Annotated in this window: 16 protein-coding genes; 2 read left to right on the top strand and 14 right to left on the bottom strand. The window is 40.2% G+C overall.

The features are described from left to right. Positions 1-146 precede the first annotated feature (146 nt). The 11 genes from ACXAEY_RS05690 to ACXAEY_RS05640 all read right to left on the bottom strand — a co-directional run bounded on the left by ACXAEY_RS05690 (position 147) and on the right by ACXAEY_RS05640 (position 11,797). Positions 147-1,244 (bottom strand): bifunctional 3-deoxy-7-phosphoheptulonate synthase/chorismate mutase, encoded by a 1,098-nt coding sequence (locus ACXAEY_RS05690; RefSeq protein WP_270179611.1) that lies wholly within the window; start codon positions 1,242-1,244, stop codon positions 147-149. A gap of 149 nt (positions 1,245-1,393) precedes the next feature. Continuing rightward, positions 1,394-1,723, bottom strand: a complete 330-nt coding sequence (ytxJ, locus tag ACXAEY_RS05685; protein WP_270179612.1) for a bacillithiol system redox-active protein YtxJ — start codon at positions 1,721-1,723, stop codon at positions 1,394-1,396. 90 nt (positions 1,724-1,813) lie between these two features. Then, a complete protein-coding gene (locus ACXAEY_RS05680; protein ID WP_270179613.1) occupies positions 1,814-2,254 on the bottom strand; it encodes a YtxH domain-containing protein in 441 nt (146 codons plus the stop codon). A gap of 12 nt (positions 2,255-2,266) precedes the next feature. Further along, complete coding sequence (locus ACXAEY_RS05675) at positions 2,267-2,710, bottom strand: DUF948 domain-containing protein (protein ID WP_224878775.1); 444 nt, start codon at positions 2,708-2,710, stop codon at positions 2,267-2,269. A gap of 241 nt (positions 2,711-2,951) precedes the next feature. Continuing rightward, positions 2,952-4,256: a UDP-N-acetylmuramate--L-alanine ligase gene (murC, locus tag ACXAEY_RS05670; protein ID WP_270179614.1), complete on the bottom strand. Its 1,305-nt coding sequence runs from the start codon at positions 4,254-4,256 to the stop codon at positions 2,952-2,954. 168 nt (positions 4,257-4,424) lie between these two features. After that, complete coding sequence (locus ACXAEY_RS05665) at positions 4,425-5,522, bottom strand: nicotinate phosphoribosyltransferase (RefSeq protein WP_270179615.1); 1,098 nt, start codon at positions 5,520-5,522, stop codon at positions 4,425-4,427. Positions 5,523-5,669: 147 nt separating this feature from the next. Continuing rightward, positions 5,670-8,498, bottom strand: coding sequence for a DNA translocase FtsK (locus ACXAEY_RS05660; protein ID WP_474810843.1), 2,829 nt, complete (start codon positions 8,496-8,498; stop codon positions 5,670-5,672). 188 nt (positions 8,499-8,686) lie between these two features. Continuing rightward, positions 8,687-9,295, bottom strand: a complete 609-nt coding sequence (ytpR, locus tag ACXAEY_RS05655; RefSeq protein WP_474810842.1) for a YtpR family tRNA-binding protein — start codon at positions 9,293-9,295, stop codon at positions 8,687-8,689. Between the two features lie 21 nt (positions 9,296-9,316). Further along, positions 9,317-10,117 (bottom strand): DUF1444 domain-containing protein, encoded by an 801-nt coding sequence (locus tag ACXAEY_RS05650; protein ID WP_474810841.1) that lies wholly within the window; start codon positions 10,115-10,117, stop codon positions 9,317-9,319. A 334-nt stretch (positions 10,118-10,451) separates the two neighbouring features. Then, entirely contained in the window at positions 10,452-10,766 is a 315-nt protein-coding gene (locus tag ACXAEY_RS05645) for a thioredoxin family protein (RefSeq protein WP_270179619.1), read from the bottom strand. Between the two features lie 17 nt (positions 10,767-10,783). Continuing rightward, complete coding sequence (locus tag ACXAEY_RS05640) at positions 10,784-11,797, bottom strand: PTS sugar transporter subunit IIC (protein WP_270179620.1); 1,014 nt, start codon at positions 11,795-11,797, stop codon at positions 10,784-10,786. Between the two features lie 155 nt (positions 11,798-11,952). On the opposite strand from ACXAEY_RS05640, the gene ACXAEY_RS05635 reads away from it, so the two are divergent. Then, positions 11,953-12,399, top strand: coding sequence for a YtoQ family protein (locus ACXAEY_RS05635; protein ID WP_270179621.1), 447 nt, complete (start codon positions 11,953-11,955; stop codon positions 12,397-12,399). On the opposite strand, the gene ACXAEY_RS05630 is transcribed toward ACXAEY_RS05635, so the two are convergent. Next, a complete protein-coding gene (locus tag ACXAEY_RS05630; protein ID WP_474810840.1) occupies positions 12,396-12,899 on the bottom strand; it encodes a DUF84 family protein in 504 nt (167 codons plus the stop codon). The two genes, ACXAEY_RS05635 and ACXAEY_RS05630, sit on opposite strands and share 4 nt — an antisense overlap. A 59-nt stretch (positions 12,900-12,958) precedes the next feature. Beyond that, on the bottom strand, positions 12,959-14,032 hold the full coding sequence (locus ACXAEY_RS05625; protein WP_474810839.1) for a M42 family metallopeptidase: 1,074 nt from the start codon (positions 14,030-14,032) through the stop codon (positions 12,959-12,961). 173 nt (positions 14,033-14,205) lie between these two features. Between ACXAEY_RS05625 and ACXAEY_RS05620 the strand changes: the two genes are divergently transcribed. After that, on the top strand, positions 14,206-14,514 hold the full coding sequence (locus ACXAEY_RS05620) for a PepSY domain-containing protein (RefSeq protein ID WP_270180607.1): 309 nt from the start codon (positions 14,206-14,208) through the stop codon (positions 14,512-14,514). A 50-nt stretch (positions 14,515-14,564) separates the two neighbouring features. Here ACXAEY_RS05620 and ACXAEY_RS05615 read toward each other — a convergent pair whose 3' ends face one another. Beyond that, positions 14,565-15,104, bottom strand: coding sequence for a hypothetical protein (locus ACXAEY_RS05615; protein WP_474810838.1), 540 nt, complete (start codon positions 15,102-15,104; stop codon positions 14,565-14,567). Between the last annotated feature and the right edge of the window lie 20 nt (positions 15,105-15,124).

Here is a 15,124-nt window from a genome sequence, read left to right as displayed (position 1 = left end):
ACAAGAAAGTAACTGTATTAAAGATAGCACATTTATAACTTTTTTGCTTTAATATAAAGAAATTTTCACAAGTTAGATAGAAATCCATTATAACGCAAAAAAACAGACCGTCGAAAGGGATATCTCGACAGTCTGTTTTTGGTTTACTACGTAGTAGGTGCAGCTTTCGCTGGGTTGAAAAGCCCACTCAATTTTAAATCATCTACGAATTTCTCGTATTGAGGAATATCAAGCTGTTGTGCCGCATCTGAAAGCGCTACTGCTGGGTCAGGGTGAACTTCTACCATGATTCCATCTGCTCCAATAGCAAGTCCAGCCTTTGCTGCAGGCAGTAGAAGATCTCTTCGACCTGTTGAATGTGTAACGTCTACAAATACAGGTAAATGAGTTTCTTGCTTTAAGATCGGTACTGCAGTGATGTCTAGCGTGTTTCGTGTTGCTTTCTCGTAAGTTCGAATACCACGCTCACAAAGCATTACTTGTGTATTTCCTTTTGAGACAATGTATTCAGCGGCGTTGATAAACTCCTGAATCGTTGCTGAAAGACCTCGCTTGAGAAGTACAGGCTTATCGACTGAACCAGCTGCCTTTAACAATTCAAAGTTCTGCATGTTTCGTGCCCCGATTTGAATAACATCCACATATTTCTCAGCAATTTTGATATCTGCTGGGTTTACGATCTCACTTACAACTGCTAGATCATATTCATCCGCAACCCGTTTTAAGATCTTAAGACCTTCTTCACCAAGACCTTGGAAATCATATGGTGAAGTACGAGGTTTAAAAGCACCTCCACGAAGCATTTTAAAGCCTTGCTTCTTAACAGCCTTTGCAACTTCCGCCACTTGTTCGTAGCTTTCAACTGCACACGGACCTGAGATCAATACTTGACCACCAGCTCCAATCTTTTCACCTTTGATGTCGATCACTGTGTTGTCAGGCTGACGCTTACGTGAAACCAATAGAGCTTTTCGATGGTCATCTTCTTGTAACTCAAGACTCGCTTTGAAAATCTCTTTAAAGATATGCTGCAGAGTGGACGTTTCAAACGGCCCATCATTCTTCTCTGCTAGCAGATCAAGCATTTTGCGTTCTCGTACTGGATCAAAACGATTGATCCCCTGAGATTTCTTAATTCTGCCTATTTCCTGTGCTATTTCTGCACGCTCGTTAATTAAATCGAGCAACTGCAAGTTAATCTCGTCTAGTTTTTCTCTCAACTCGTCAATCTGAATGTTAGCCATAATGTTTCCACTCCCTATCTATATAAGTGATTAGGGATATTATATACGAAGAAAAATAAAATGTCACTACTTTTAGTTTAATTCTTAGACGCTTTTAAGCATTAAATCGTGTGAGTGAATAAAAAACGGCTTCATAGAGCCGTTTTCCCTCAATTTTTTTTCACAGCATCGTTTAAAGAAGTATATGTGATTCTCCAATGTGAATCATTCCATACCACATTTTCACCATCGATCAGTAACGCCTGTGGCGATTGATGTTTCACTCCATAAGATTCAGCAATATCGTTTGATAAGGGTCTTGCTTCCTGTACATTTAAGTAATAGACGTCCTGATCATAATCTTCAGCGAACTTCTCAAACTCCTCAAAAGCCTGAGCACTGATTGGACAAGTCGTGCTATTTTTGAATACTAGAATCTTGTTGTTTTCGTTCTTTATTTTTGAAAAGTCGTCTAGTGTTGAAAGTTTGTTAATTGCCATATGATCATCATCCTTTCCTTCTTAATCCCCATTATAAAGGAAAAGAGAGCATACAAAAAGGAGAAGCACTTATTGCTCCTCCTTCGTTCATTAGTCTTGCTGATACTGGTGTCTAGTTGGGTTTTCGTTTGTAGCTGGCTCATCCTCAACAAAATGATCGTTCAAGTCACGCTGAAAGCTTTCAACATCTTCGTCCGCTTGTGCACGCACTTCAGGATCTTCAGAGTTAGCTTTTCGCTCTTTGATCTTTGAAACGATATTGTTTGATTGATCAGATACCTGCTTGTAAATTGTGTTTGATTTCTCTTTCGCACGGTTCGCAAAGTCCGTTCCACGCTCAACAGCTGTATCGCGGAATTGAGACGTTCTTTCTTTTACTACACCAGCTTGCTGGTTCAAGTCACTGCGAAGCTCTTTACCTGATTTTGGAGCAGATAGTAGGGCTGCAGCTGCACCTACGATTCCACCGATTAATGATCCGATGATAAAATCTTTTGTGTTAATATTATTGTTATTGTTCTCGTTTGACATATGATCAACCTCCTAAGATTTTGAATCGATATATTGATCTGTCGCTTTTTTCTTTACTTGCCATTTCTGCCAGATCTGCATCGCAGCATTACCCCATTGAACAACTTTGGTTACTTGTTCTGATTGGCGCTCTGCTTCATCAGTTACTTTCTCTGATATGTTCTTCAATGAACTGTTCATCTTACCTAGTGACGTTCCAACCTCTCTCACTTGAACGAATACCGTATCCAGAGCTTCAGATTTCCCCTGAATATCCTCTGCAAGAAGGTTAGTCTTATGTAACAATGCTGTTGTTTCTGTAGTAAGACCATTCATTTGTTTTTCAAGACTATCAAGAGTTTTTGCTGTGTTACTAAGTGTGTCTTTTAACGATTTCAATGTTTGTGCAACGAAATATACAAGTACTGCAAATGCAATGGCAATAATAGCTACACTCAAATAAAGAATAATCTCCATCTCCTGGCACCTCCTTTTCTAACTGTGTTCCCTTGATTGGTCTCTTATAAACACTAGTTTGGCATTTCACAAAAAGTAACAAAATGAGCCAACCTTACTACTACTATTCGTTAGAATATCCATTATTCCTTTTTTACAAACTTTCTTTTCAAAGAAGAAATTGGATAAATTGTGACTTTCTTCTATGAAAGGCTTTTCATTAAAAAAATAAAAACAAGAAAAGGCTCTTGGCCTTTCCTTGCTATAGTGACGCTTTCTCCGTTTCATAAGCAGCTTGATATTTTTGAATATCACCAGCACCCATGAATAGGAGAACGCCTTTATTATGATCATTCAGTTTCTGAATCGACTCCTCAGTAATAAGATGCGAGTTCGGAATCTTTTCCATCAGATGATCAATCGTTAATTGACCTGATTCTTCTCTAGCTGATCCAAAAATGTCACAAAGATAAACGACATCTGCTTCTTTTAAGCTATCCGCAAAGTCATCTAAGAACGTTTTCGTACGCGTAAAAGTATGAGGTTGGAAAATAGCGACCACTTCACGGTTTGGATACTTTTGTTGAGCAGATTCAATCGTTGCTTTAATCTCAGTAGGATGATGAGCATAATCATCGATCAACACCTGATCGTCCACAGTTTTTTCGGTGAACCTACGCTTTACACCCTTGAAATTTTGAAGCTGCTTTTGTACAGCATCACCCGGAAGGTTTTCATAATGGCATAACGCAACTACGGAAAGTGCGTTTAGTACGTTGTGCTTCCCATAGGTAGGAATCTGGAACGTTCTATAATAATCATCACGAACATGTACATCGAACGTTGTGCCATTTTCGTCTACTTTAATATTCGTAGCTTGAAAATCGTTCTGCTCATCAAAACCGTAGAAGACTACGGGCACTTTTGTTTGAATTTGCTGAAGGTAAACATCGTCACCAAATGCGATGATTCCTTTTTTAACAAGCATAGCCATCTCTTGAAACGCTGAAAAAACATCTTCGACATCTGAAAAATAATCCGGATGGTCAAAATCGATGTTTGTCATGATCGCATAATCAGGCTGGTATGATAAAAAATGACGGCGATATTCACATGCTTCAAATACAAAATACTGGCTATCTTTAACCCCTTTTCCGGTACCATCTCCGATTAAAAAGGATGTTGGTTCTGCTTCGCCGATTACGTGAGCGAGCAGCCCAGTGGTTGATGTTTTGCCATGTGAACCTGTCACTGCAATACTGGTGAACTTTTGAATAAAGTCACCAAGGAATTTATGATAACGATAGACAGGAAGGTTCATCTCTCGAGCGCGAACTAACTCCTCGTGTTCATCATCAAACGCATTGCCGGCGATTATAATCATGTTCTCATCAATATTTTCTTCTGAGAACGGAAGAATGGTAATACCTTTTTGCTCAAGGGCTTCCTGGGTAAAAAAGCGTTTCTCAACATCAGAACCTTGAACGTTGTAACCCATGTCGTTCAAGATCTGCGCAAGTGCGCTCATTCCGGAGCCCTTAATGCCAACAAAGTGATATATAGTCATTTCAGAACCTCCACACTTTCATTTCTACACCGAATATCTTCTTTATTATATGAAATCTTTACAATCATGCTCCCTAATTCTGTACAATAACGCATTATAGCATAAATAAGGGGATGCTCCAATAATCGATAACACTGGCTAAAAAAAGACAGGATTTTCCCTGTCTTCCTACTCTACTCGTTCTAGCCTAGGGTTAGGACGATATTTCCTACCTGCTTTCGCTTCTGGTTCCTCGTCGATAATTACATTATCTCCGGTAAACCCGATGTTTACTTTCAGTAGGCTGCTCCCAACACCATAAATATCTACCGGTACGTTCTGACCCTCGAATTCTCGAATTCTTTCTTCTGTGAATCCTCCGCTCACAACGATTTTAACATGGTCGAAACCTTCTTGATTTAGAGCTTCTCTTAACGCGAATATTAATTCAGCATTTACGCCTCTAGGATCAAATGTTCCAAGCACATCCGGATTCCTCCAGAAATATTGATCGACCATCGTTCTAGACGTGTCAACTCGAACACCTTTCAATGTATCGCCGAACTCTCTAGCTACTCTGAGAGAATCTGTAATCACATCGTTATTATAATCCACTAAGGCGATCAAATCATCTTCAGGATATTTAGAATGATACGCTTTTGATGCTTCAACCACATCTCCTTTGAACAATTGAATCAAAGCATGTGGCATCGTGCCCATTCCTCTTTTTCCCCACCATTCATTCATAGCGTGTGTTGCTTGCGCTGTTGATCCACCAATGTATGAGGCATAACCATCTCCTGCTTGTTGTGTATAATGATCGTCACGATCACCCATAAAGATAACTGGTTTCTGAATGCCTGAAGATCTCGCTGCTTTAACAACATGATATACATTCGTAGCAACTGACGTTCTTCTGCCTAGTATTCCATCAATTATTCCTTCAAGAAAACCAAAGTTTTGGTATGGACCTTTAATTTTCAACACAGTTTCAAACGGTGATATTTTATCTCCATCCTTTAATGAATGGATTTCAAGTGAATCAGGGTCTTTTGCGAACGTTTTAATTAAAGCGATTGCTTCGTCCGACCCACAAAGGACAGCATCATTCTTTTGGAAGAACTGCATCGTCACGATGTTATCCGGTTTATACTCTTCTACGATCTCACACGTTTTCAAAAAGTAGACTGCTGAAAACCAGCCCTCTTTCACTCGTTCGTCAAATTTAAACGTGCGATTTGTTAAGCGTTTTATTTCACCTTGCATTTTCAGTTCAATTTCTTTCATTCTGGGGCTCCTTCAAGTAGTTTCGTCATTCGAATGTGAGCTCTATAGTTACTAGTATTCTTAATTATTACGATAAAAAAACATATCTTTTACACACTCTATATCATATAGAACAACCCTAGATAAAACAAGTAGAAAAGATATGCACTATACGTGCATATCTTTGAGGAACGTCTCTTCAAAATCAGCCTTACTCATAAGAATGCTTCTTGGCTTACTTCCCATTGCTTCAGAGACCAATCCTCGTTCTTCCATCATTTCGATTAATCTCGCAGCTCTATTGAAGCCTATGCGGAATCGTCTTTGTAGAGCGGAGGATGATGCTTGACCTTGATCAATCGCCCACATACAAGCTTCCTCAAACAGATCATCTTCTTGTTCGTTATACTGTTGCTTTTTGGCAAGGTCCTCTTTTGCAATCAAGTAATTAGGCTTACGTTGCTTTCTCACATAGGATGTGACACGCTCGATTTCTTCATCAGACACGAAGTTCCCTTGCAAACGCACTGGTTTCGACGATCCATTCTCTAAACAGAGCATATCCCCTTTTCCAAGTAGTTTTTCTGCTCCACTCGAATCAAGGATCGTTCTAGAGTCGATCTGGGATGAAACAGAAAAGGCAATACGTGTAGGGATGTTTGCTTTTATTAAGCCAGTAATAACGTCAACAGAAGGTCTCTGTGTAGCTACAAGCAAATGAATGCCGCATGCTCTAGCCTTCTGAGCAATTCTGCATATCGCATCTTCAACATCCTGTGGAGAAACCATCATAAGGTCAGCCAATTCATCGATGACTACAACAATATAAGGTAACTTATGCTGTGGTTCGCCATGTTCGATCGCTCTGTCATTATAGCGTTTGATATCTCTTACACCAGCAGCAGCAAATTTTTCATATCGCTCTTCCATCTCATCCACTGCCCATTTCAATGCTGTAGTCGCTTCCTTCACATCATTGATAACAGGTGTGACAAGGTGTGGTAGACCATTATACGGAGCTAACTCTACCATCTTCGGGTCGATTAGGAGCATTTTCACATCTGCAGGATTTGAATTTAGTAACAAGCTTACGAGAATTGAATTGATACACACACTTTTTCCAGACCCTGTTGCACCTGCAATCAAACCGTGTGGCATTTTTTGAATATCTGTTACTTTAGCATTTCCGCCAATGTCAAAACCTAACGCTGCATTCAGTAGAGAGTCTTTCGATTGAAAAACACCGCTCCGTACGACTTCCCGTATAAAGACAGGGCGACTTCTTGGGTTAGGAACTTCGATACCAATTGCATTCCGACCAGGAATCGGTGCTTCCATCCGAATATCTCTTGCTGCAAGGCTCAGTTTAATATCGTCACTAAGATTTGTGATTTTGTTCACTTTAACACCAGGGCTCGGCTGTACTTCAAAGCGAGTAACGGTTGGTCCCATCGTAGCTCCGATCACGCTTGCCTGCACATTAAAGTTCTTCAAGGTAGATTCCAGCAGTTCACGCTGATCTTTGAGCCACTGTTCATCATTACCTTCGTCACGCGGTGGAATATCCAAGAGGGAAATAGGAGGGAGCTTATATTCTCCGTTTGACGTCGGCTTTTTCACAAGATGTCTTCTATCGCTTGCAAGCATCATTACGTTATATGGAACTTGTGGCTTCGGCCGGCCCTCTTCTCTCTTTTTCTCCACTTTGTTTTCTTTATGTTTTTGCGTCACTCCACTCTCTTCAACTGTTTCTGCTTGAGACTCTTTTGATTCATCCGTAATAGCAGAAACTTCACTTACGTTTTGTAATGTCTCTTTATCGTCTACCTCTGTAAGTGAGTGGGTTCCTATATCTTTCTCAGAAGCTTCTTCATGTCCATCTTCTAGTACTTCCTCTTGTGTTTCCTCTGGCGTATCCTCTTGTCCATCTTCTTGTTCTTTCCCTAGTACTTCTTCTATAAGTTCTTCCTGTACATCCTCTTGTTCCTCTGTTACTTCTTCATGTATTTCCACTTCATCTTCTATTTCGACTGGTGATTCACTAGCTTGAATCGCTCTCTCAATGTATGAGCCGCTGGATTCTCCCTGGTCGTTTAACGGCTCTAAATCTTTCTGATCATCATTCTCGAGCTCTTTACGTAAAGGTGACTCATCAAACTCTCTCTCGCTATCTCGATCAGATTGGGGAGCATCGTTTTCAATCCCCTCAGTTGTATCCTCCGCCTGGTTATCTTCTTCATAATTTGAAACTAACACTTCTTCAATATGGTTTGCTTCATCTGTATGATCAAAGCCTTTGTTAGGCTCTGTAGAAGATAAAGGTTTATCCTCTTTCACTTCTTCTATATGTTCATTTTTTAGATCATAACTTCTTATTTCTGATTCCTCAGATCGATAATCAGTTGGTTTGTGTATGAGTTGATCGATAACTTTATGTTCGTTTAGAGGTGTATATTTATGCCTGTATTCACTTTCTTTAATCGCTCTTTCAACTTTCTCCACTACAGGACGCTTACTGAAGCCATAAATCGGTGATGGAATATCAGTAGGCTTAAAGTTAACACCGCTAAACTTCTTTGGAGTATCTTCTTTTATTTGTTCACTCGATGTCTTCGCTTTATTTTGGTTTGAACTTGAACTCGAATTTGAAACGGCCCTAACATTCGAATTTTCATTTTTGGTTTTATGAGATCGGTCGCTCGAATCAGCAGGCTTAGGCTGTTGTGTAGTTTTTTTACTTTCCGCTCTTCTACCGCTTTTATAAGACTCATCAGGAATTAAAGGAAATCGAAAATTTCCTTCTCTAGGATATTGGTGAACGATTCTCGCTTCATTCTTTCTCGTTCCACTTTCGATTCTCCCAATTGAGTTTTTCCGGTCTATTTTTGGGTACTCTTTAGACTGCCTCGCCCCCTCATCAGCACGATCATCCATTTCTTTCTCTTCATTCACATCAAATAATTTATTCAGTGCTTTTTTAAACCAGTTATTGCCCAATTAAAATCACCTTTTCTAGTTAAGCCTTTTAGCTTTTGTTATTCTATTTTATCGGAAATTCCCCTGTCATTGTAAGGCTCTTTCTAAAATCTTTCGTTATTTTAGATGCTTCTTAGTCTAAATTAGTAAAATCGGTCCAATATCCCTACACAAAAACAGTAAAAAGAAAAAACCTACTAGATAAAATCCTAGTAGGTCTTAAATTCTGATCCAATTTCATAGTCTTCTGAAAGGACCAAAATACCTTTTTCTTTTGGTGCATCAGGAAGATCAAGCTCTTTTGCTGAGCAAATCATCCCAGAAGATTCAATACCACGTAGACTTGCATCTTTAATAACCATACCAGAAGGCATCAACGCACCAACCTTTGCCACAACTACTTTTTGGCCTTGATCAACGTTTGGCGCACCGCAAACGATCTGCAATCGAGCGTCACCTACGTTAACTTGACAAATATTAAGTTTGTCGGCATTTGGGTGTTTGGTCATCTCTTCAACCAGTCCAACAACAAATTTTGGTGATGCATCATATACTAATTCATCCTCAAAACCGTTTTCTTTAAGGACACGATTCACTTCAGAAATCAACTCTTCACTTTCTTCTACAACACCCGTTGCATCGATGTTATAGCTCTTAGAAATATCAAAGATATTGTATCCTACAGTTTGATTTGACTCTTGGCTGAATACACGCGCAACGCTACCCTTTCGTTCTACAGATCGGTCTTCTCGATCTGTACTTCCAAGCGTTACGATCAATGTGTCACCAATACCTTCTTTGTTATAAAACAAGTTCATATTTCGTGTTCTCCTTTAATGTTAATCTTCTTTTGGTTTATTTTTAGCAAGGATAAAGACAGGTTCTAATTTGCCATCTTCGTAAATGAAGGGTAGTCCAGTAACAGGTACTAGTCCATTTGAGAAGAAATGCATCGTTAGCTGTGCAAGTGCATCATAGCCACGTTCGTTCACAATATCAGCAAAGATCAATACATCTTGATGAGGAATTGCTACGGCTAATTCCCCTTTTGCTTTAGATGCCATCTCCTCTAATAAAGATTGATTCAGCACTCGACTCGCATCATAGCCATCATTGGTATTTAAAAAGTAGAAGGTGCACCCCGCCACTGTATCTGTTTTCATTTCAGTCGACAGACCTCGAACATTAAACCTCGATACTTCTTGAAGCGTTTCTTTGGTCATGCCCTCTTTCTCCAGCCAATTCTTGTCGATTAAGCGGTACGATTTACCAAGGTCGAGGGCATAGTAGATCCTTGTTTCTCCAGTGTGCTCATCGAAAACGAGCGGTACACCAGATTCAGTTTCTGAAGGAAATGAACCAGATCGAATAACAGGGAAGATGTTGCTTTCGCTTCCGCTTAGTTCCTGGTTATCATTCATCGCTTTCAACGTTTCTTCAACATGATGCACGATTTCATCAAGAAGTGATTCTTTACGTTCTTCATATTTTGCAGCAAGTCCTTTTAAAGAGAGACTCATCCCTTTTCCTGAACGCTTTGTTTCGATTCGAAGCTTCTCTTCTTTCTTATTATATGTAAGTTCACGGTCTTCACTTTGCAGCCGTTCTTCTAACAGTTTTCGCAAATCTTTCGGTTCCATTTTTTCACCACCCTGTACATTCAATTAGAGTTGTCACTTTATGATACCATGAAAGTTCTATAGACAAAAACAAAGCTATGTTAGACATAGCTCAGGTTGTTAATGACCTTAAAATGTTGTACTCACTATAACGGAGGAGTTTGGATCCCTCATACTTTCCTGTGGACGCACGCACGTTGGACCACGGTAGTCAAGAGGGATCCACTCCTACTAGCATACTGTCAAACCAACTTTCCGACCTACAATGCTTAAGAATATTTACGCTCATGTTTATTTATTCTTCATTCGTAAGACTTGATCAATAGCCTGAAGCTAAGTTAGACATTTGATTTTCTTATTTAACACTTGATAAAAAGTCTTCGATTTCTTCACGTGTTTTTCTATTCTTGCTTACAAAACGTCCAGTCTCTTCTCCTTCGTTGAATGCCACAAAGCTTGGGATTCCAAAAACATTTAGTTCCTGACAAAGTTCAATATGTTGATCTCTGTCTACATAGTAGAAAGTCAGTTCCTTATACTCTTGTTCCAGTTCTGGTAGAAATGGCTCGATTACGCGGCAATCGGGACACCAATCTGCTGAGAATAAAAAGACAGATTTCCCTTCGTTCATCGCTTGGACGTAGTCTTCGTGCTTATCAAAAGTTTTCATTGTATATCCTCCTATGATTACTCAGTTGATATCTTCATATCCCCTGACTTAATAAGACCTTTTTTCCTCATTACCTCGGATATTATCAAACTTATCAATGCTGGTCCAACGATATGCAATAGAAGGATTGCGATCCATACATTGTAGCTAGCGCCCATTACATTGATGGTCATAATCTGACCTACAAAACCACTCGTGCCCATCCCTGCACCAGGAGGATTATTTAGCATTCCGATCCAACCGCTTCCGAAAGGTGCCAGTATTGCACCTGCTAATGTTGGAGGTAGTAATATCCATGGATTTTTAACGATGTTTGCTACTTGGAGCATCGATGTTCCTAATCCTTGAGCAATAAAGCCCCCGAACCCATTTTCCCTATAGCTGCTAACTCCAAAACCAATCATTTGCGCAGCGCATCCGATCGTTGCTGCACCAGCAGCAATTCCCTCTAACCCAAGCATGATAGCAATCGCAGCACTAGAAATGGGTGCAGTCAATGCTAAGCCCATCAAAACGGCAACGATGATTCCCATAACGATTGGTCGTTGCTCTGTTGCCCACATGATAAGTGAACCAAAATTTTGCATGAGCGCATTAATCCCAGGACCCGCTATTGTTGCTGTTCCAAAACCAGCGAATATAGTGACCATCGGAGTAATAATGATATCAAGCTTGGTTGATTTTGATACGAGCTTTCCACATTCAGCAGCGATGATTGCTGAAGCGTAGCTTCCAGCTGGACCACCAAGCTCCGCTCCCGCCGCACCTGCTAATAAAGAAGCGAACAGTACGAGGGGGGGAGCTCCTAAACCATAAGCAACTGCTACACCGATCGCAGGCCCCATCAGGCTCATTGCTAATTCTCCTATCGGAATAAGGAAGCTAGCCCATGAAAGCTGTTCCCCAATCGTTTTTAAGATTAGACCAATAATAAGCGAAGAAAACAAGCCGAGTGCCATGTAACTAAGTGCCGTTACGAAATATGTATGGGGTGATAAAGACACACCTTTTCTTTTTAATAAATCTCTCATCTGTTTCTCCCTCCAATAAACTTCACACATTAGTATACACAATTTATAAGGAATAACGCTGAAGAAGCATAATCGTTTCTCAATTCAAATAATTGGGAACAATGAAGGGATTATGCTACAATGACAGCGTTACTATCAATAGGAGGCGTTATATCTTGGAACTTACCGTATACTTGGCTGGACAAATACATGATGACTGGCGTAACGAACTTAAAGAAAAAGCGAAGCAAATGGATCTTCCTCTTTTATTTGTAGGGCCGATGGAAAACCACGACCGCTCAGATAACATAGGAGAGGAAGTTAAAGGTGAACAACCGAACGCCATATTTAAAGACGAAGCAGCCTCAGAAATCAACAATCTTAGAACACAAGTACTACTAGGAAAGTCAGATGTTGTGGTCGCTTTGTTCGGTGAAAAATACAAGCAATGGAATAGTGCGATGGACGCTGCTACGGCCATCACACTTCAGAAACCTCTTATTTTGATTAGACCTGAATCTCTCCATCACCCGCTAAAAGAGTTAGCAAATAAAGCACAGGTGGTAGTAGAAACTCCTGAACAAGCGCTTCGAGCACTTTCATATATTTTCGAAAGTAATTAATCCGAATAGTATTCATACTGACCAAAAAGCATCTTTACAATATGCTTATACATCGTAGTCCTTGTGATGGCGCCCTTCGTAACGATTCCGATGGCGCCTTCTTTTTTGTTTACATTGGCTCGACTCGCAAACTCCGACATAACCGGTCCTAGTTCTTCTCCATTTTCCAACCTCTGCTTAACTTCATCCGGTAAAGGAAATCGAGCTCCTCCTGCCACAATCTCCTTCCCGTTACGATCAACAAGTACTCCCCAATTACAAACGTACAATAATTGACCGATCTGGTGCACGCCACCTTCTAACCCTATGCCGATATCACTCTGACCTTCATCAAGTGCCGCGAATGCTCGCTGCTTTGCACCTAAAATAGTTTCTTCATCCCCCCATGGTTGTTCTGAGACTCCTGATGAGACATCATACCCTTTCACTTCATATGTGGTTAATGTTCTAACTGAATCGAGTTTTACTGGGTTAAGAGAACCTACAGCAACTTTTTTCATGATTACGCCTCCTTTAATGAGAATCACATTGAAAAAGGAGCCGATCGGCTCCTTTCCTTCTAGACTCTACTCTTTATCTGGTCAACCGCATTTTGATCTGTTGTTCTTACCAACTTAAACAGAAGTTCTTTTGCCGCTGCATAATCATCAACATGGATGATTGATGAAGAAGTATGAATATATCGTGAGCAAATGCCAACCACTGCTGATGGTACTCCATTATTCGAAAGATGAACCCTTCCTGCATCCGTTCCACCTTGAGAAATAAAATACTGATACGGAATATCATTACTTTCAGCAGTATCGAGAACGAAGTCTCTTAAACCTTGGTGTGTAACCATAGAGCGGTCGTATATGCGAAGGAGGGCTCCTTTACCAAGTTGACCAAACTCACTCTTATCACCCGTCATATCATTTGCTGGGCTTGCATCTAAAGCATAAAACAAATCTGGATTGATTAAATTTGCTGCAGTTTGTGCGCCTCGAAGCCCAACTTCCTCTTGTACAGTAGCTCCAGAATAAAGTTCGTTCGGTAGTTCCTCATTCTGCATTTCTTTCATAAGCTCGATAGCAAGTCCCACTCCGTAGCGGTTATCCCAAGCCTTGGCCATAATCTTCTTATTGTTAGCCATCGGTGTAAATGGACAAGTAGGAACGATTTGCTGACCAGGACGCACTCCAATTTTTTCAGCATCTTCTTTGTTATCTGCACCAATATCGATAAGCATATCTTTGATCGCCATCGGTTTTTGACGTTTTGCTTCATCTAAAAGATGTGGAGGGATGGAACCGATTACTCCTGGTATCGGTCCGTCAGCGGTCATGACTTGAACGCGTTGTGCAAGTAGGACCTGACTCCACCATCCGCCTAACGTTTGGAAACGGAGCATGCCGTTGTCTGTAATAGAAGTTACCATAAATCCTACCTCATCCATGTGACCAGCAACCATAATTTTAGGACCTTTGTTCTCACTGTGTTTTACCCCAAAAACACTTCCTAAGTTATCCTGTATTAACTCGTCTGTGTATTTGCTAAGTTCACCCTTAACAAATTTCCTTACGTCATGCTCAAATCCAGGAGCACCTTGAAGCTCAGTCAACGTTTTGAATAGTGACAGCGTTTCTTTATTCATATATGTATCCCCTCTCTTCAATATATACCTCTTTCATTGTATCGAATTCCATTATGCGTTGCTAGTCGTTTGAATTTTCAGCTTAAGTAGTTGGTACATGAATCAACTTCAGATATACTAAAAGAGGAAACAACAATAGAGGTGAATAGAAGGGAGAAGTGAACACCGTGAAGATGAAAGACTTGCTGTTAGGTGCACTTATCGGAGCAGGGGCTGCTTTGGCAGCAACTTCTTTGGCAACGTGCAAAAAATCGACGATTCCGCCTGAAAAGGCTCTTAAATCTGTTAAAGAAGCAGTTAAACACTCATACGCAGTGAAAGGATCATGGATTCATATGAAAACGGATTCAATCAAGAAGTTCGACGTGCCTTTCACCGTTTATTCTGGTGGTTTAACATGTGAAAAAGCAGGACGATTGGAACAGATGGATTTCGTGGTCGACGCAAATACAGGTACAATTGTAGAACTTCAAAAACAATAAAAACAACCCTCTACCAAGTAGGTAGAGGGTTGTTTTTATTTCATAGCAGTTTAGAACGTTGCGTTCGTCTTATATACGTTGTTCTTTAACTTAAAGCCAAGAGTCGTATACCAGCCTTTAATAAACACATAAATAATAATTGCTGGAACTATGATCATAAGAAAGTGAAGGAACAATACAACTCCCATATGAAGATGAGAACCAGTTTCTTCAGCATGACTGTCCTTAAATTCTTTTGCTTGATCAAGGTCAAGTACCTTTGTATCAGGAAGTACTGCATTTGCATCAGCATCATAGAAGATTACCTGTTTGTGATCTTCAAAGAAGATATTATCACGAACAGTTTGGAATTCTACAACCATCATCGTTACTTGACTAAATTCTTTATCCGCTGAACTACTTACTTCAAAACTCTCAGATTCCTCAATAGAAAGAGACCCTTTGTCATAGTCATAGTGCTCTTCTCCAATATAGCTAGCGACACCCTTCTTAACTTCATCGCTGACATCTGCTTCAGCATGAACAGCTGTACCTGCAAACGGAAATGCGACTAAAAGAGCTAAAATAAGAGCAAAAATCCCTTTTTTCATCATTATTTCCTCCTTCCAAC

It is taken from the genome of Anaerobacillus sp. ABA4_114 (assembly GCF_056159065.1).
The sequence above is the reverse complement of the archived record's forward strand: the minus strand, read 5'-3'. Positions and strand labels throughout refer to the sequence as shown.

Bases quoted from the DNA above. Each gene is read 5' to 3' on its own strand.
- ACXAEY_RS05690 (WP_270179611.1), bottom strand. From the start codon at position 1,244: ATGGCTAACATTCAGATTGACGAGTTGAGAGAAAAACTAGACGAGATT.
- ytxJ (WP_270179612.1), bottom strand. From the start codon at position 1,723: ATGGCAATTAACAAACTTTCAACACTAGACGACTTTTCAAAAATAAAG.
- ACXAEY_RS05680 (WP_270179613.1), bottom strand. From the start codon at position 2,254: ATGTCAAACGAGAACAATAACAATAATATTAACACAAAAGATTTTATC.
- ACXAEY_RS05675 (WP_224878775.1), bottom strand. From the start codon at position 2,710: ATGGAGATTATTCTTTATTTGAGTGTAGCTATTATTGCCATTGCATTT.
- murC (WP_270179614.1), bottom strand. From the start codon at position 4,256: ATGACTATATATCACTTTGTTGGCATTAAGGGCTCCGGAATGAGCGCA.
- ACXAEY_RS05665 (WP_270179615.1), bottom strand. From the start codon at position 5,522: ATGAAAGAAATTGAACTGAAAATGCAAGGTGAAATAAAACGCTTAACA.
- ytpR (WP_474810842.1), bottom strand. From the start codon at position 9,295: ATGAACTTGTTTTATAACAAAGAAGGTATTGGTGACACATTGATCGTA.
- ACXAEY_RS05650 (WP_474810841.1), bottom strand. From the start codon at position 10,117: ATGGAACCGAAAGATTTGCGAAAACTGTTAGAAGAACGGCTGCAAAGT.
- ACXAEY_RS05645 (WP_270179619.1), bottom strand. From the start codon at position 10,766: ATGAAAACTTTTGATAAGCACGAAGACTACGTCCAAGCGATGAACGAA.
- ACXAEY_RS05640 (WP_270179620.1), bottom strand. From the start codon at position 11,797: ATGAGAGATTTATTAAAAAGAAAAGGTGTGTCTTTATCACCCCATACA.
- ACXAEY_RS05630 (WP_474810840.1), bottom strand. From the start codon at position 12,899: ATGAAAAAAGTTGCTGTAGGTTCTCTTAACCCAGTAAAACTCGATTCA.
- ACXAEY_RS05625 (WP_474810839.1), bottom strand. From the start codon at position 14,032: ATGAATAAAGAAACGCTGTCACTATTCAAAACGTTGACTGAGCTTCAA.
- ACXAEY_RS05620 (WP_270180607.1), top strand. From the start codon at position 14,206: ATGAAAGACTTGCTGTTAGGTGCACTTATCGGAGCAGGGGCTGCTTTG.
- ACXAEY_RS05615 (WP_474810838.1), bottom strand. From the start codon at position 15,104: ATGAAAAAAGGGATTTTTGCTCTTATTTTAGCTCTTTTAGTCGCATTT.